Below are 16,426 nucleotides of genomic sequence, written 5' to 3' on the forward strand. Positions count from 1 at the left end.
TGATACCTGAGGTCCGGACCGTGGCAGCGCCACGGTCACGGGAAGGAAACGTAAACCGGAAGGGAAAGACGGTCGTGGTGGACCGCCTTCGGATTCAGCCGATCAGCCGAAGTGCGACAGCACGCCGGCGATGGTGGCTGTCATCAGCGTGGCGATGGTGCCGCCCAGCACGGCACGCAGGCCGAAGCGGGCGAGATCCGAGCGCCGTTCCGGCGCCAGGCCGCCGATGCCGCCGATCTGGATCGCGATCGAGCTGAAGTTGGCGAAGCCGCACAGCGCGTAGGTCGCGATCAGGCGGCCTTCGTCAGTGAGCGTCACGCCCGGCGTCTGGCCGTTCACGATGCCGGCCAGCTGCAGATAGGCAACGAATTCGTTGATCACGACCTTCTGACCGATCAGCGAACCGACGGTGGTCGCGTCCTGCCACGGCACGCCGATCACCCAGGCGATGGGCGCCAGCAGGTAGCCGAAGATGGTGGCCAGGTCGGTCGGCTTGCCGATCGCGGCGGCCAGGCCGGTCACATCGCCGAACCAGGTCAGCGGGGCGTTGATCAGCGCGATCAGCGCGATGAAGGCCAGCAGCATCGCGCCGATGTTCAGTGCCAGCTTCAGGCCATCGCCGGCACCGGCAGCAGCGGCGTCAATGATGTTGCTGGAGGTCTTCTCGACTTCCATCTTCACCGTGCCGCGGGTCAGCGGGGTACCCGTTTCCGGGATCAGCAGCTTGGCCACGACCAGCGTGGCGGGGGCGGCCATGATCGACGCCGCCAGCAGGTGCTTGGCGTAGAACGCCTGTTGCTCGGGATCGCCACCACCCAGCATGCCGACATAGGCGGCGAGCACGCCGCCGGCAATATGAGCCATGCCGCCGATCATCATCGTGATCAGCTCGGACTCGGTCATCTTGGGGATGTACGGACGCACCGTGAGGGGCGCCTCGGTCTGGCCGATGAAGACCGAAGCACAGACGCTGGTGGTTTCCGCGCCGGACACCTTCATCACCTTGGTGATCGCCAGCGCCATGATCCGCACGACGAACTGCATGACGCCCAGGTGATACATCACGCCCATCAGGGCGGCGAAGAAGATGATGGTAGGCAGCACCTGGAAGGCGAAAATGAAGCCGAACTTCTCGGTATCCATCAGGCTGCCGAAAATGAAGCTGGAGCCGGCCTTCACGAACTCCAGGATCTTCACGAAGCCATGGCCGAGCCAGTCGAAGACTTCACGGCCGCCCGGCACCAGCAGCACCAGCGCGGCGAAACCGATCTGCAGGGTGATGCCGGTGGCGACCAGCTTCCAGTCGACAGCCTTACGGTTGTTGGAAAACAGCCAGACGATGCCGATCAGCACCGCCAGACCGAACAGGCCGAAGCCGATCCGCCCCAAGACTTCCAGCATGTATTCCCCCAGACCTTGCTTGTTGTTCTGACCGGGCAGTCTAGCAGCCGCGCGGCCAGGTCCCGGCCGTTCAGCCAACCCCGCGCCAGGCTACCCACAGGGCTAGGGCAAGAAACACCACCGCGGCCAGACTGCGGGCCAATGTCAGCGGCAGCTTGTCGGCGAAGCGGTGGCCCAGCCAGACCACCGGCAGGTTGGCCAGCAGCATGCCGATCGTGGTGCCGGCGATGACCTGCCACAGCGGCTCGTACTTGGTGGCCAGCAGGACAGTGGCGACCTGCGTCTTGTCGCCGATTTCAGCCAGGAAGAAGGCGATGGTGGTGGCGATGAAGGCGCCATGGGCCGGCAGTTTCTCGTTTTCGTCCAAGGTGTCCGGCTTCAATGTCCACAGCGCCACGGCCAGGAAGCTGCCGGCCACCAGCCACCGCAGCACCTCGGGCGAGAGCCATTCGGTCAGTTCCGCGCCCAGCCAGGCGGAGATGGCGTGGTTTACCAGGGTGGCGGCCAGGATGCCCCAGGCAATGGGCCAGGGCTTGCGGTAGCGCGCCGCCAGTAACAGGGCGAGCAACTGTGTCTTGTCGCCGATTTCGGCCAGGGTGACGGTGCCGGTGGACACCAGCAGGGCGTGCAGCGATTGCATCAACAACTCCGGGGCCAGGCATTCGCGTCGAGCGCGAAGGCAAACGACGCACTGCCCGGCCCGGGTTAGCGCGACGCCTGCCTTCGGTCTTGCCCGGCGAAGCGGATCGCTTCGTCCCGCGCACCATGGTCGGCGACCAAGTGTGTTGACGCGCGGAACCCGTCAGGACGGGTGGGCTACTCCCCGGAGGAGGAAAGTGCGGCGATTGTACGGATATGAGGTGGAGGAGGGCGGAGCCGTTCTCATTTGACCGGTCGTCTGGAGGTGTCGTGAGGGCGTTGACTCGCAAATAAGAATCATTATCATCACTGGCGTTCCTTCCGGAGCCCTCCCATGATCTCGAACGTCACTGCACTGCCCCTTGCCGACACGCCGACGCTGCGCGAGCGCCTTTCCCTGCCGGCCGTTGCTGCCCGCGAGGAAGACGCCCTGGACAGCGAGACCCTGCTGAAAGGTCAGCGCGAAGTGCTGATCCGCCACGGTGATCGCGTCTATCGCCTGCGCCACACCAGCAACGACAAGCTGATCCTCACCAAGTAATACACGTATTGGATGTCCCGCCCGCGTCGGCGGGGCATGCCGCCGGACTTCGTCGCGGCGGCGATGTCGACTCTCCCCCGGCGCCAGCCAAGGAATCTCCGGCCGCCAGCCTTCCGGGTTAACTCCAAGCCACAGGAATGCTGTAGCCATGATCCGCCCCACGCTGCTGACCGCGGCCGTGTGGATGGCCCTTGCCGGCCATGCGCACGCCGAAACTTCTGCCGATACCGCTTCTTCCTCCGCCGCCGACAGCGGCACCCGCGAGTTCGAACGCATCCAGGTCACCGCCACACGCACCGAACGTACCGTGGCCGACGTCCCCAACACCGTCGATGTCATCGAGCGCGAGCAGCTGGACGACCAGCTGGTGCGCGACATCAAGGATCTGGTGCGTTACGAACCCGGCGTATCGGTCACTTCGACCAGCGGCCGCTTCGGCGCGCTGGGCGGCTTCCGCATCCGTGGTCTGGATGCCAACCGCGTGCTCATCCTGACGGATGGCGTAGCGGTGTCGGACAGCTTCGCGTTCGGCAGTTACCTCAATGCGAATCGCAACTTCGTCGATCTCGATACGCTGAAGCGTGTAGAAATCGTGCGCGGACCGGGCAGCTCGCTGTACGGCTCCGATGCGCTTGGCGGTGTCGTGGCCTACGTCACCAAGGATCCGTCCGACTACCTCAAAGATGGCAAGGACAGTTACGTCGGCCTGAAATTCGGTTACGAGGGCGACTGGCAGGGCCTGTTCGCCGGCGCGACCGCAGCCTTTGGTGGCGATCGCTGGAGCGGCATGGTGGCGGCGAGCCACCGTCAGGGCAAGGAAACCGAGAACCAGGGCGACAACGATAGCCCTAACAGCAGCCGCACCGCGCCGAATCCGCAGAGCCGGAACGGCCGCAGCCTGCTGGGCAAGGTGGTGTTCTCGCCGAGCGACAACCAGCGCTTCCGATTCACTGTCGATGCGAACGAGGACTACAGCACCATCGTCGGCCTGAGCAGCCTGCCCGTGACGCCGGCGCCTACCAGCCTGAGCATCTGGTCGCAGGACGGCCGCGACCATCAGACGCGTGCCCGCGTCTCGCTTGAGCACGAAGTCGACGCCATCACGTCGACATTCGCCGACAGCCTGCGTTGGCAGATCTATCGTCAGGACAGCGAATCGACGCAGCGGACGGTCGAGCTGCGTGGCAACAATACCCGGCGCAACAACCTGCACAACTTCGACCAGCGCGTCTACGGCTTGCAGGCAACGTTGTACAAGGCGTTCACGACGGGAACGGTGGAGCATGACCTGACCTACGGCCTGGATGCCTCGATCACCGACAGCAAGGAGAAGCGCGACGGTACGTCGACCAATCTGGCGACCGGCGTGGTCAGCAACTTGGTGGGCCAGGATCGGTTTCCGGTACGCGATTTCCCGATCAGTGAGACCACCAAGATCGGCGCCTACCTGCAGGACGAAATGACGTTCGCCGATGGTCGACTGAGCGTCATCCCGGCCCTGCGCGTGGACTACTACAAGCTCGATCCGACCCTGGACAATATCTTCGCGGAGGACAACCCGGGTGTCGCGGTGGAGGGCATGACCGATACCGCGGTGTCGCCGAAGCTGGGCGCGGTGTGGCGTTTCAACGAGCATTGGTCGCTGTTCGGCAACTACGCGCGCGGTTTCCGCTCGCCACCTTATGGCGACGTCAACGTCGGCTTCACCAACCTGCAGGGCGGCTACACGGTGATCGCCAACCCGGATCTGAAGCCGGAGACCAGCGATGGCTTCGAGCTCGGTCTGCGCTTCAGCAATGCGGCCGTGTACGCAGGTCTGACCGGTTACTACAACAGCTACAAGGACTTCATCGAGTCGCAGGTGCTGGTGAGTGCGCCGCCGCAGACGCCGCTGATGATCTTCCAGTCGCAGAACGTGGCCGACGCGCGGATCTACGGCGCGGAATTCAAGGCCGGCCTCGATTTCGGTGCGTTGACGGCGACGCTCGAAGGCCTGTCGCTGCGTGGTTCGCTGGCCTATTCGCGCGGCGACAACAAGACCGACGACGAGCCGTTGTACTCGATCGATCCGCTGCGCGGCACCCTGGGTCTGGCCTACGACCGTGACCGCTGGGGCACGGAGCTGGTCAGCACGTTCGCCCGCAAGAAGGACCGACTGGCACCGATGCAGCTTACGCCCACGCGTGTGGAGTACTACCAGCCCGCCGGCTATGGCGTGCTGGACTGGTACGCGCACTGGGAATTCGCGCGGGGCGCCAAGGTCAACCTCGGTCTGCTGAACCTGACCGACAAGAAGTACACCGACTGGGCCGACGTCAACGGCATTGCCGCCACCAGTACCGTGCTCGACCGTTACACCCGGCCCGGCCGCACGCTGTCGGCCAGCCTGTCGGTGAGCTGGTAGTCCCGTGGCCACGCTGCGCGCGTTGCCGGGCACGATGACGGGCGCATCGCCTGATGCGTTCCCTGCCGCCGCGCAGCTGGCGGCGCTGGGACCGGTGCTGTGCCTGTACCGCACGCAGCAGGGCAGCGAACTCGCCGGTTGGCAGCAGGCGGTGCGGGTGGAAGCCCACACCGGCGTCGACAGCGACGGCCTGGACGAGCGCCTGCTGTTCTTCGATGCGCAAGGGCGTTGCTGCTGGCGGCTGTGCCTGTTGCCGGACAGCGACTTCGTCGCCTGGGATCGTCTGGTGGCGTCGTTGCCGGCGGGCGTCGACGCTGAGGTTGCCGGCCTCGCCGATCGCCTGTGGCAACGGCTTGCCGGGCGCCTGCTCGGCGGTCAGTGGCGCGCCTGCGCCCTGCAACTGCACGCGGTCCCACGGCCTGCGTCATTGCCGGTTCTTGCGGCCAGTCTGTCGCTGATGTCGCCGCTGGGCGTCACGACCGCGCAGCGCATCGCGCAGGCGGAAGGCGCCGAACTGGAAAGCGGCCTGCACGACTGCTGCTGCGAACAGTCGGCGCGATTCGCTGCCGCATTGGAACCGGAACACAACAACGAAGCGGTCGACAACGTCGTGCCGCTGATCAGACTCAAATAACCAGAGAGCCACCATGAAGAAGCCGGTCGCCATCGCGCTGTCCACCGTTCTCCTAAGCCTGTCCTTCTCCGCCCTGGCCGCGGATCCCGCCCGCGACCGCCAGTCCATCCTGGCGATGCAGGGCGACTACACCGTCGATTTCGCGTTCGACGAAACCGTCCTGCTCCAGCCCGGCTACGAGCGTCAGGCCGCCATGCGCAGTGGCGGCGATGAGACGGTCATCGTCGTCGAGGACACTCCCACGCGCATCGTGTTGCAGCACATCCTGGTGGACGCGAAGAGTGGCCATGTAACCAAGCACTGGCGCCAGGACTGGTTCTACGAAGCGCCGACGCGTTTCGAGTTCACCGCCGACCAGACCTGGCATGTGCGGTCGATTCCTGCCGATGCCACGCGTGGCGCCTGGACGCAGTGTGTCTACGAAGTCAGCGACGCCCCGCGCTACTGCGGCACGGGTCGTTGGGATTACACCAATGGCGTGGCCACCTGGACCAGCGACCTGAGCTGGCGGCCGTTGCCGCGCCGCGAGTACACCAAGCGCAGCGACTACAACGCGCTGTCGGTGGTCAACCGCCACACGCTGACACCGAACGGCTGGACCCACGAGCAGTTCAATACCAAGGTGTTGCGCAAGCCCGACGGTACGCAGGTGGAACTGGCGCGCGAGTTCGGTTTCAACGATTACCTCAAGACCACCGAGGTCGACTTCAAGCCCGCGCGCGACTACTGGCAGGCCACGGCCGGTTATTGGGCCAAGGTGCGCGCGCACTGGAACGGCTTCCTGTCGAAGGCGCCTGGCGTGCATCTGAAGACCAAGGTCGACGGCATGGCGATGATCATCCCGCTGTTCACGCAGGCCGGCGACATTCAGGACGGCAAGCCGGTGGCGGACGCCGCCATTGCCAAGGTGTTCTCCGATTGGGTGGAACCGGCACCGGCCGACACCCCGCGGACCGCAGGCGCGACCCGCTGAGCGTTCTCTCCGGCACAGGGAAGTGCCTTTCTTCGCAAAAAAGACCCCCGCAGTAGCGGGGGCAGGGGATTCACGCGCTCTCTTGTTATTAGATAGGTGTCCGCACCGGACCTCGCATCAGCGCGGCGTTGCCTCCGGCGTGGCTGATGGCGCCGGTGCATCGCCAGCGTCTTCCCAGGACTGCACGTTGCCGTTGCTATCGACCGTCATGACGCTGCGGCGGGTGACGATGTGCGGCGCCGGGCCGGAGCTGCCGGTGGCGCCACCCTGCGCAGGCAGGAGCCGGATGTTCGACATGCGGGCAGGCACGTCGATCTGCACCGTGCGTGGTTGCCTGTCGCGCAGGATCCGGGCACTGGCCTGCTCGCCGGGCTTGCGTGCGGTCAGCGCGCGCATGGCGTCCTGTGGCGACGCCACCGCCTTGCCCTCGATCTCCAGGATCACGTCCCCCGGTTCCAGTTGCGGCAGCGGTTCGCGTCCGAGCACCAGCACGCCGCGCTCCGTGCCGAAATAACGACCCAGCCGGGCATCGACGGGGGCCAGGTTCAAGCCGCTCCAGCGGAACGCGTCGGCGAGCATCGGCAACTGGCAATCCTCACCGTTGCAGTCCTGCAGACGCTGCAGTTCCAACCGTACGTCGGGTGCCACCAGCGTCTTCAGGCGATCGAGTTGCACGCCGTCCATGGCCGGCAGGTTGTCCAGATCGCGGAACACGAAGGCCTGCGCGTCGGTGGGGCCACCCAGCGCGATGCGCGGCGACACCCGCGTCGGCGTGGCCTTCACCTCGCTCGTCTTCCCATCGCGCTGGTACGACAACACGATGGGGACATCGACCTTGAGCGTGGAGAGCGCGGCGCGCGCGTTCTCCACGCGGGTCTCGGCACTGCTGCCGACGATGGGTGCGCCGGCGACGCGGAGCAGGCGGTCGCCTGCCTTGAGGCCGGCTTTCGCGGCACCGCTGTCCGGCGTGACGCCGGTGATGCGCACGCCGGCGCCATCGTCGCCGGCGAGCAATACGCCCAGGCGAGGCTTGCCCATCACGCGTGCATCGAGCGTGATCGGCAGCCCCGTACTGCCTGAAGTGCGGGACAGTTCGGCCAGGCGCTTGGCCGCGCGTTGCAGATCGGCGCGGGCTGCTTCCAGTTCCTTCTGTCGGGCGGCGGCATCGTCCTGTTGTGCCCAGGCGGGCAATGCCGTGAACAGCGCAAGGGCCAGCAGGGTGCGGGTGAGGGAAGTCGTCATGAGAGTCCTCGTCTGGGTGCGGGATCAGTAGATGGTGGTGTCGGAGGCGGAGGCGATGTCGCCGAACGCGACGTTCCAGTGCTGCGTGGCTTCCACGCCGGTGAGCTGGCGAAGCGTGTCGACGCGTTCCTGCCACAGCGCGGTGCGGGCATCGATGGGCAGGGCGGGCTGCGAAAGGGCAACGTCGATATGCGCGACCTGGTCCTGCAGCCCGGTCGCCACGGCGATCGACGCGGCGTCGGTGACGCCGCTGTCCGGAAGCTGTGCCAGCACGGCTTCAAGCCGGGCGGACTCGCCGTACAGTGCATCGAGCCGCGCGTCCCTGGCGCGACCGACGGACCGCGATGCGCTTGCGGCCGTCAGAACGATCGGCGGCGAAGGGGTAGGTGTCTTGACCATGTCTTCCGCTGCGACGGGAGGAGCGGCGTTGGCGGGCACCTCACTGTGCGCGCGGACGGAGGCGACCGCGCGGTCTCCCTCCGATGGAAGCGGTGCCTGCCGTTGCTGCAGGCGTGGCGACATCAAGGGCACGACGGCCGCCAACGCCAGGGTGGCCGCGAGCGCGAGCGCCGATCGTCCCCAACGCCGGCGCGGCGCGGGTGCAACGGGAAGCGCGGTCGACAGGCGTTGCCAGCTTCCTGCCGGCGGTACGTCCAGTGGCAGGGCACCGAAGGCTTCGTCCCAGTCGCGCGGCATCGGATCGCGGGTGAGGGAATCAGGCATGGACGGTTTCCTCGATCTTCAGCAGCACCCGCAGGCGTCGGGTGCCGCGCGAAAGTTGCGACTTGGAGAAGCTGGGCGTGCGCTGCATCAGCGCGGCAATCTCGTCATGGGTGTATCCCTCGGCGTGGTAGAGCCACAACACGCTGCGGGTGGCGGCGGGCAGGGCGTCTAGCGCGCGCTGCAACAGCGCTGCATCGGCAGCGGCGGCTGGCGGCAGGCCGCGTTCTTCCGGAAGATCGTCCTCGTCCACCGCGATCTCCGCGACCAACCGCTTCTGCCGGCGAAGGCGCAGCAACGCCTCGTTGACCGCGATCTGGCGCAGCCAGCCCCAGAAGGGACAGTCCGACCGGAAGTCCGGCAGGTGGTGGAACAGTTTCAGCATGGTGTCCTGAAGCACGTCGCCTGCCTCCTCGCGGTCGCCGCAGATGCGCAGCGCCAGCGTGAACACAGGTCGCTCGAAGCGCCGGTAGATCTGCTCGAACGCCTCCCGGCAGCCGCCGCGCGCACGGGCGACGAGGCTGTCGGGGATGTCGATGGCGAACTGCGATCGGCTCAAGGCAGGCGTTCTTCGGGGGTTCGAAGGTAAGGGATGCAGCCGAAGGCAATACCGTCGCAGCGCCGGGGAAGTTCCCGCGGGCGGGCCTATAATCGGATCAACATCAAGGGGAGGGGCGCAACATGGATTTCGGTCTTTCGACACTCGTGGTGGCAGCGGTGCTGCTGTTCATCGTGGTGACCTTCTTCAAGGGCGTGCGTGTCGTCCCGCAGGGGTACGAGTTCACCGTCGAGCACTTCGGCAAGTACACCCACACCATGTCGCCGGGGCTGCACTTCCTGATCCCGTACATGCAGAGCATCGGCCGCAAGGTCAACATGATGGAGCAGGTGTTCGAAGTGCCCTCGCAGGACGTCATCACCAAGGACAACGCGGTGGTGAAGGTCGACGGCGTGGTGTTCTTCCAGGTGCTGGACGCGGCCAAGGCCGCCTATGAAGTCTCCAGCCTGGACCAGGCGATGATCGCGCTGGTGCAGACCAACATCCGTACCGTGATCGGCTCGATGGACCTGGACGAATCACTGAGCCAGCGCGAGACCATCAACGCCAAGCTGCTGGGCGTGGTGGACCATGCCACCAGCCCGTGGGGCGTGAAGGTCAACCGCATCGAGATCAAGGACATCCAGCCGCCGCGCGACCTGGTCGACGCGATGGCCCGACAGATGAAGGCCGAGCGCGACAAGCGTGCCTCGATCCTGGAAGCCGAAGGCGCTCGCCAGTCCGAAATCCTGCGCGCCGAGGGCGACAAGCAGAGCGCCATCCTGGAGGCCGAAGGCAAGCGCGAAGCCGCCTATCGCGAGGCCGAAGCGCGCGAGCGTCTGGCGGAAGCGGAGGCCAAGGCGACCGAACTGGTGTCCAACGCCATCGCGCAGGGCGATGTGCAGGCGATCAACTACTTCATCGCCCAGAAGTATGTGGAGGCGTTCAAGGAGTTGGCCACGGCGCCGAACCAGAAGTTCGTGCTGATGCCCATGGAGGCCAGCGGCATCATCGGCTCGATCGCCGGTATCGCGGAACTGGCCAAGGGCGCGCTGGACAAGCAGCAGGCCGTCGCGCCGCCGCGTCCTCCGCGCGTCCCAGGGGGCTGACATGAGTTTCAAGTTCGCGTTCTGGGCGATCGCGGCGCTGGTGCTGTTCGCCGCCGAGGCGATGGCGCCGGGCGCCTTCATGCTGTGGTTCGGTTTCGCCGCGGTGGCGATGGCGGTGGCGGTGTTGCTCGCCCCCGGTCTCGGCTGGCTGGCGCAGGCGGTCCTGTTCTCCGTGCTTGCGGTGATCTCGGTGGCGGTCTACCGGACATGGTTCCGTGGCAAAGGTCGTCAGAGCGACAAGCCGTTGCTTAACCGCCGGGCCGAACAACTGGTCGGCACGGTAGCCACGCTCGACCAGCCGATCGAAGGCGGCCGCGGCCGGGTCAAGATCGACGATGCGTTCTGGACGGTGGAAGGCGCCGACCTGCCGCTGGGCACGCGCGTGCGGGTGATCGCGGTGAATGGCATGACCTTGAAGGTGCAGGAGGCGTAAGTGGGCGCGACAAGGGTGCTGGCGTGGTCGATGTCGATGCTGGCGCCGTTGTCGGTGGCCACGACGGATCTGGTGGGCAAGGTGATGCCACCGTATCCCGGCGGGCTCGACGAGTTGGGCGGCAGCTGCGTGTCCGATTCCACCGACCCTGAGCATGTCTGCGACTACTCCATCGGCGTGCTGGCCCTGCCGGCTGCCGACAGTGAAGGCGAACCGGTGCCGCGCTTCGTCGTCGCCGGCCAGCTCGTCGGCCGCGATGGTCCCCGCGCGCAATGGCGCATCACCGACGCGCTGCCGTATCCGACCGATCGTCCCGGCTACTACCTGCAGTTCGGCACCTGCCGCGTGAACGGGCGCGACGACGCGCGCGTGGCCGCGATCGTGCGCCAGCACGACACTTCGACGGAGTGGTTGAAGGACGTCGCCTGGGCCGGGCGCCTGCACCTGCCCGATGGCCGCTTCGATGTGCTCGAGGCGCGCACCGTGGACTGCATCAACGAGGCCTACTACGGCCTGTAAGGGTGGCGCACCGCGCTGGTGCGTTCTGGGATAATGCGCTTCTTTGTCCGTCCCGGAAGCCGCCATGACCCAGAAGACCATCCTCAACGACACCCATCGCGCGCTCGGCGCCAAGATGGTCGACTTCGGCGGCTGGGACATGCCGATCCACTACGGCTCGCAGATCGAGGAGCACCACCAGGTCCGTCGCGACGCCGGCATGTTCGACGTCAGCCACATGACCGTGGTCGACCTGCGCGGGCCGCGGACGCGCGAGTTCCTGCGCCAGTTGGTGGCCAACTCGGTCGACAAGCTGCAGAAGCCCGGCAAGGCGCTGTACACCGCGATGCTCAACGAGCAGGGCGGCGTGATCGACGACCTGATCATCTACTTCATGGACGAGGCGTTCTTCCGCCTGGTGGTGAACGCCGCGACCCGCGAGAAGGACCTGGCATGGATCACCTCGCAGGCGGCTGCCTTCGACGTGCAGGTCACCGAGCGCCCCGATTTCGCCATGGTCGCCGTGCAGGGCCCGACCGCGCGTGAGCGTGTGCACGGCCTGCTGCGCGAGGACGACCGCGCGAGGGTGGGCAAGCTGACCCGCTTCGCCGCGGCCGACGCCACCAGCACCGGCGGCGTACCGCTGTTCGTCGCGCGCACCGGTTACACCGGCGAGGACGGTTACGAGATCGTGCTGCCGCAGGTGCAGGCCGTGGCGTTCTGGAATGCGCTGCTCGACGCCGGCGTCAAGCCCGCCGGGTTGGGCGCGCGCGACACGCTGCGCCTGGAAGCCGGCATGAACCTGTACGGCCAGGACATGGACGACACGGTGTCGCCGTATGAAGCCGCATTGGCCTGGACGGTGTCGCTGGATGAAGGGCGCGCGTTCACCGGTCGCGCCACGCTGGAGGCGCAGAAAGCGTCGGGCGCGCCGCGACAGATGATCGGGCTGGTGATGGACGAGAAAGGGGTACTGCGTCACGGCCAGAAGGTCCTCACCGCCCACGGCGATGGCGAGATCCTGTCCGGCACCTTCTCGCCGACGCTCGGCAAGGCCATCGCGTTCGCGCGCGTGCCCGCCGGCGACATCCCGCTCGGCACCGACGGTGGCGTGCGCGTGGACATCCGCGGCAAGGAAGTGCCGGTGCGCGTGGTGAAGTTCCCGTTCGTGCGCGATGGCCAGGCGCAGACCGGCGTCCTGGAATGAAGTGGGACGGCGTGCCTTCACTTCCGCGTTCCTCCGCTAAACTATCTTTCCCTACCCGACCCCGGCAGCGATACGGAGCACCCCATGAGTGAGATTCCTGGCGATCTGAAGTTCCTCAAGTCCCACGAGTGGGCCCGCCTGGAAGCCGGCGGTCGCGTCACCGTCGGCATTTCCGATCACGCGCAGGGCCTGCTGGGCGACCTGGTCTATGTCGAGCTCCCCAACATCGGCGACCGCATCGAGGCCGGCAACGCCAGCGCCGTGGTCGAGTCCGTCAAGGCGGCGTCCGACGTGTACAGCCCGGTCACCGGCAAGGTGCTGGAGGTCAACGCAGCGCTGGCCGACAAGCCCGAGACCATCAACGAGGACGCCTACGGCGACGGCTGGATCTTCGTGATCGAAGCCGAGGAACCGGACCAGCTCAACGAACTGCTGTCGCCCGACGACTACGCCGAGCTGATCGAAGACGAAGACCACTGAGGCATTCCCACAGGCGGTCCCCTGGCGGGGAACCGGCGACGGCGGAACAGACGTTCCCCCGCAGCCGGTTCCCCGCTTCGTTTCCGGCGACGTGCGTCGTGCATGCGCGGACCACGGCGCGCGGCGTCGTCCGGTTGCGTCCCGACCGACGAACGGCGGAAGGGAAACGGGGTGCGCATCGAACGTCGCTGATGCGCGCCGAGCGCGTCGAAGGGATGGCGTGCATCCCCGTTCCCGCGTCGACGAAGCGGCATCCAACATGGCGAAGCGTCGCCTCGACGGGGAAAAAAGTTTGCGCAAATCGGCGCAATCGGGCTTGTGCGACGCGAAATCCGACACCCCTGCGGAAAGTTTTTTTTAGCCACCGTTCAAGCCGTTCGCACCGACGACGATGCGCTTGCGGTGCATGCCGCGGCATCGCCTTCCAGCGCGACGCGCGCGACGTCGGAGAAAAAAAAGCGCGTTTTACCGATGTTTTTTTTCAGGCGCATGTCGGCGCGTGGTGTCGACGGCATCTTGAGTCGCTGCGGTGCCGTCGTCTTCCACGTGTGCCGCCGCCGTGCCGCCGGGGCGGCAGGAAAAAAAAAGTTGCGCGAAGGTGTTGACACCTAGAAAAACCGTGATTAGGTTTCGCCCCAAGCAGCACTTGCTGCGGAAGCGAGTGAGTCGAATCAACACGACAGCGCGAGAGACAACACAGCCCATCGTCCGCACCCAGATCGCGGTGGACGCAGGACTCGCTTCCCCCGGAAAAACGCAACGCCCCCTCTTCAACGCACCCGTGTCGCCTGGCGACGCGGGTGTTTTCGTATTTGTAGGGGGCCGGGTTTCGCACGCCCGGACCCCTGGGGAATCCGCATCGCCGCGCGTGTCGCGACGACGGCTGCCGACGGGTCCGACTCCCGCGGCGTTTCTTGCAGCTGGGCCTGCCTCCGGGCAGATGTGCTGTAACCAGACGTAAAAATCCATAGTTCACTGACGAGGAGCCATAACATGGCAACGAAGAAAGCTGCGAAGAAGAAACCGGCCGCCAAGAAGGCTGCCAAGAAGGCCACCAAGAAGGCGGCTGCTAAGAAGACCGTGAAGAAGGCAGTGAAGAAGGCTGCCAAGAAGGTCGCCAAGAAGGTCGCCAAGGCCAAGAAGGCAGTGAAGAAGGTCGCCAAGAAGGCCGCCAAGAAAGTAGCCAAGAAGCCGGCGAAGAAGGCTGCCAAGAAGACCGCGAAGAAGGCCACCAAGAAAGTAGCCAAGAAGCCGGCCAAGAAGGTTGCCAAGAAGGCCGCCAAGAAGACCGCGAAGAAGGCTGCCAAGAAAGTAGCCAAGAAGCCGGCCAAGAAGGCCGCGAAGAAGGCCGCCAAGAAGCCTGCCAAGAAGTCCAAGAAGAAAGCGGCCCCCGTCGCGCTGCCGGCCACCCCGGCTCCGCTGATCTAAGCCAACCCCGATTACACGTAACACCATGGACTCTCTCCCTGTGCCCAGCGGGGGGAGAGTTTTTTTATGCGCGAGCGGCTAGGCTGCCGGTTCCGGAATGCCGAGGAGGCAGCGCATGAAGTTCATCAGGTGGGTGCTGGCGACGATCGCCGTGCTGGGCGTGGTCTTCATCGCAGGCGGGCTGCTGTTGCCCTCGACGACCCACGTGGAGCGCAGCGTCGTCATCGAACGCAGCCCGGCCCAGGTCTTCGCCACGCTGGATTCGTTCAAGCGCTTCAACGCCTGGTCGCCCTGGGCCGAGTACGACCCGCAGGCGGCTTACACCTTCGAGGGACCAGCCAGCGGCGTCGGCGCGCGCATGCGCTGGGTTGGCAACCGCGCAGTCGGCAGCGGCAGCCAGGAGATCACCGCCAGCGAACCGCATCGTCGCATCGCGGTGGCGCTGGACTTCGATGGCAGCAAGGCGCAGGCGAGTTATCTGCTGGCGCCAGAAGGCCAGGGGACGCGCGTGACGTGGGCATTCGACAGCGCGCACGGGCTGAACCCGTTCAAGCGCTGGCTGGGCCTGGTGTTCGATCGGATGATCGGCGCGGACTACGAGAAGGGACTGGCCAAGCTGAAGGCCATGCTCGAACAGGAACCGCAGGGCTGACACAGATCGTCTGCGGCGAGGAGACAAGTCCTCGCCGCGTGCGATGCCTGCTCAGTGCGGAGACGCGGTACCGCGCTGGGAGGACGTGCCACTGTCCTTCCGGCTGTCGGTGGGCGTCGCGTCGGGCGATTCGGCGAGCAGCAGGTCGTAGTCGGCGGGTGTCTCGACCCACGGCTGGCCCGGCAGGCCCATTGCGCGATCCAGGATCGTCGGCAGCAGGCCGGACGGCAGCGAGCTGTCGCTGTTCCAGACCAGCGCCACGCCGAGATCCTGGCCAGGCACAAGCGCGACGAGGCCGCGATAGCCCTGCACGGCGCCTGCGTGGAAGACCACCTGCTGGCCTGCGTAATCGAATACGCGCCATCCCAGCGCATAGCTGGCGGAGTGGATGCGCTCGCGACGCCAGCCGCCGCGCATTTCGCCCGGCGTGTTGACCACCGGTGCATGCAGCGTCGCCAGCAGGGGCGCAGGCAGCACATCGGGGCGATGGCCGGTCTGGGCGATCAGCCACTGCGCCAGATCGCTGGCGCTGGCGTTGACGCCGGCGGCGGGCGGCAGGCGGTAGTACGTCGGCTTGGGCGTCAGCGACACCCAGCCGTTACGGCTGCGCACGTGCGGGCGTGCCCAGCGCGTGCTGCCTTCGATGCCGGCCAGGCCCATGCTGGCGTCGTTCATGCCCAGCGGCTTGAAGATGCGCCGATCCACCGCCTGATCGTAGAAGGTGCCGGAGGCTGCGAACACCACGTCGCCGATCAGGCTGAAGGCGACGTTCTGGTAGGCGTAGCACTCGCCGGGCGCGCACTTCAGCGGCGCGTAGGCGAGCTTGCGGGCGACATCGTAGTACTCGGCGTTCGCTTCGATGTCGCGGTCGAAGGCGTTGTGCGCCTGCAGGCCGACGCTGTGGCTCAGCACGTCCGCGACGGTCACGTGCGAGGTGGCGTTGGCATCGCTCAGCTGGAAGCCGGGGACGAACTGGTTGACCTTGCTGTCCCAGCGCAGCGAGCCGTCCTGTACCATCAGGCCGGTCAGCGTGCTGGCGAAGGCCTTCGACAGCGAGGCCAGCCGGAACACCGTGTGCGAATCGACCTGCTGAGGGTTGACGACATCGGTCACGCCGTAGCCGCGCGCGCTGAGCACGCGGCCGTTGTGGACGATGGCCATCGCCAGGCCGGGAACGCGCTGACCCACGGTCAGATGCTCGGCCATCGTCTCGAACGAGCGCACGTCGAAGCCAGCAGCGAGCGGCTGGATGTTCTGTTCCGCCAGCGAGGTGCGGTACGGGAGCGGCTGCGTCGGCGATACGTAGGGCGCCACGCTGGCCGCGGCGCTGCCGGATGCGACTGCAGTCTCGGCGCCACGATTGGCCGCCGTCCAGCGCAATGGTGTCTGCGCCGTCGACGACAGCGTCAGCGGAAGCAGCAGGCCGACCAGGCCGATCCGGAAGACGTGCAGCGATCGCCGGCTTGTCTTGTGTTTCATCGTGCGTGACGCCTGCGTGAGCGGTTGCTGTCGGGGGATCATAACGCC

18 protein-coding genes are annotated in these 16,426 nt (G+C 66.3%); 11 read left to right on the forward strand and 7 right to left on the reverse strand.

The genetic code is table 11. From position 1 onward, the window contains the following. Positions 1-102: 102 nt before the first annotated feature. Both IB225_RS10610 and IB225_RS10615 read right to left on the reverse strand, forming a co-directional pair. Positions 103-1,401: a nucleoside transporter C-terminal domain-containing protein gene (locus tag IB225_RS10610; RefSeq protein ID WP_192311216.1), complete on the reverse strand. Its 1,299-nt coding sequence runs from the start codon at positions 1,399-1,401 to the stop codon at positions 103-105. A gap of 70 nt (positions 1,402-1,471) precedes the next feature. Further along, on the reverse strand, positions 1,472-2,041 hold the full coding sequence (locus tag IB225_RS10615; protein WP_225583688.1) for a TMEM165/GDT1 family protein: 570 nt from the start codon (positions 2,039-2,041) through the stop codon (positions 1,472-1,474). A 333-nt stretch (positions 2,042-2,374) separates the two neighbouring features. Between IB225_RS10615 and IB225_RS10620 the strand changes: the two genes are divergently transcribed. The 4 genes from IB225_RS10620 to IB225_RS10635 all read left to right on the forward strand — a co-directional run bounded on the left by IB225_RS10620 (position 2,375) and on the right by IB225_RS10635 (position 6,592). Next, positions 2,375-2,581 (forward strand): hemin uptake protein HemP, encoded by a 207-nt coding sequence (locus IB225_RS10620; protein WP_192311217.1) that lies wholly within the window; start codon positions 2,375-2,377, stop codon positions 2,579-2,581. 148 nt (positions 2,582-2,729) lie between these two features. Next, positions 2,730-4,985 (forward strand): TonB-dependent hemoglobin/transferrin/lactoferrin family receptor, encoded by a 2,256-nt coding sequence (locus tag IB225_RS10625; protein WP_192311218.1) that lies wholly within the window; start codon positions 2,730-2,732, stop codon positions 4,983-4,985. 34 nt (positions 4,986-5,019) lie between these two features. Further along, entirely contained in the window at positions 5,020-5,619 is a 600-nt protein-coding gene (locus tag IB225_RS10630; RefSeq protein WP_192311872.1) for a Hemin transport protein, read from the forward strand. 13 nt (positions 5,620-5,632) lie between these two features. Further along, positions 5,633-6,592 (forward strand): DUF6607 family protein, encoded by a 960-nt coding sequence (locus IB225_RS10635; protein ID WP_192311219.1) that lies wholly within the window; start codon positions 5,633-5,635, stop codon positions 6,590-6,592. A gap of 117 nt (positions 6,593-6,709) precedes the next feature. On the opposite strand, the gene IB225_RS10640 is transcribed toward IB225_RS10635, so the two are convergent. From IB225_RS10640 to IB225_RS10650, 3 genes are read right to left on the reverse strand one after another with little or no spacing between them, the layout of a single operon-like run. Next, the gene (locus IB225_RS10640; protein ID WP_192311220.1) at positions 6,710-7,834 is read right to left on the reverse strand and encodes a PDZ domain-containing protein; all 1,125 of its coding nucleotides are present in this window, start codon (positions 7,832-7,834) and stop codon (positions 6,710-6,712) included. Between the two features lie 24 nt (positions 7,835-7,858). After that, positions 7,859-8,557, reverse strand: coding sequence for a hypothetical protein (locus IB225_RS10645; RefSeq protein ID WP_192311221.1), 699 nt, complete (start codon positions 8,555-8,557; stop codon positions 7,859-7,861). Beyond that, positions 8,550-9,113, reverse strand: coding sequence for a sigma-70 family RNA polymerase sigma factor (locus IB225_RS10650; protein WP_192311222.1), 564 nt, complete (start codon positions 9,111-9,113; stop codon positions 8,550-8,552). Before IB225_RS10650 ends, IB225_RS10645 begins: the two co-directional genes overlap by 8 nt. Before the next feature lie 122 nt (positions 9,114-9,235). Between IB225_RS10650 and IB225_RS10655 the strand changes: the two genes are divergently transcribed. The 5 genes from IB225_RS10655 to gcvH all read left to right on the forward strand — a co-directional run bounded on the left by IB225_RS10655 (position 9,236) and on the right by gcvH (position 12,819). Further along, entirely contained in the window at positions 9,236-10,201 is a 966-nt protein-coding gene (locus IB225_RS10655) for an SPFH domain-containing protein (RefSeq protein WP_192311223.1), read from the forward strand. 1 nt (position 10,202) lies between these two features. Next, a complete protein-coding gene (locus tag IB225_RS10660) occupies positions 10,203-10,634 on the forward strand; it encodes an NfeD family protein (RefSeq protein WP_192311224.1) in 432 nt (143 codons plus the stop codon). Further along, positions 10,635-11,153 carry a hypothetical protein gene (locus tag IB225_RS10665; protein WP_192311225.1) on the forward strand — a complete coding sequence of 173 codons (519 nt, stop codon included), beginning with the start codon at positions 10,635-10,637 and terminating at the stop codon, positions 11,151-11,153. Between the two features lie 64 nt (positions 11,154-11,217). After that, positions 11,218-12,339, forward strand: a complete 1,122-nt coding sequence (gcvT, locus tag IB225_RS10670) for a glycine cleavage system aminomethyltransferase GcvT (RefSeq protein ID WP_192311226.1) — start codon at positions 11,218-11,220, stop codon at positions 12,337-12,339. 84 nt (positions 12,340-12,423) lie between these two features. Further along, positions 12,424-12,819, forward strand: a complete 396-nt coding sequence (gene gcvH, locus IB225_RS10675) for a glycine cleavage system protein GcvH (RefSeq protein ID WP_192311227.1) — start codon at positions 12,424-12,426, stop codon at positions 12,817-12,819. 368 nt (positions 12,820-13,187) lie between these two features. Here the strand turns inward: gcvH and IB225_RS10680 are convergent, their stop codons facing one another. Further along, positions 13,188-13,427 (reverse strand): hypothetical protein, encoded by a 240-nt coding sequence (locus IB225_RS10680; RefSeq protein ID WP_192311228.1) that lies wholly within the window; start codon positions 13,425-13,427, stop codon positions 13,188-13,190. Between the two features lie 385 nt (positions 13,428-13,812). On the opposite strand from IB225_RS10680, the gene IB225_RS10685 reads away from it, so the two are divergent. Further along, on the forward strand, positions 13,813-14,247 hold the full coding sequence (locus tag IB225_RS10685) for a hypothetical protein (protein WP_192311229.1): 435 nt from the start codon (positions 13,813-13,815) through the stop codon (positions 14,245-14,247). Positions 14,248-14,362: 115 nt separating this feature from the next. Then, positions 14,363-14,899, forward strand: a complete 537-nt coding sequence (locus IB225_RS10690; protein ID WP_192311230.1) for an SRPBCC family protein — start codon at positions 14,363-14,365, stop codon at positions 14,897-14,899. A gap of 51 nt (positions 14,900-14,950) precedes the next feature. On the opposite strand, the gene IB225_RS10695 is transcribed toward IB225_RS10690, so the two are convergent. Continuing rightward, positions 14,951-16,378 carry a serine hydrolase domain-containing protein gene (locus IB225_RS10695; RefSeq protein ID WP_192311231.1) on the reverse strand — a complete coding sequence of 476 codons (1,428 nt, stop codon included), beginning with the start codon at positions 16,376-16,378 and terminating at the stop codon, positions 14,951-14,953. Between the last annotated feature and the right edge of the window lie 48 nt (positions 16,379-16,426).

This window comes from Pseudoxanthomonas sp. PXM02, assembly GCF_014851805.1.
In the GTDB taxonomy this organism is placed as follows: domain Bacteria; phylum Pseudomonadota; class Gammaproteobacteria; order Xanthomonadales; family Xanthomonadaceae; genus Pseudoxanthomonas_A.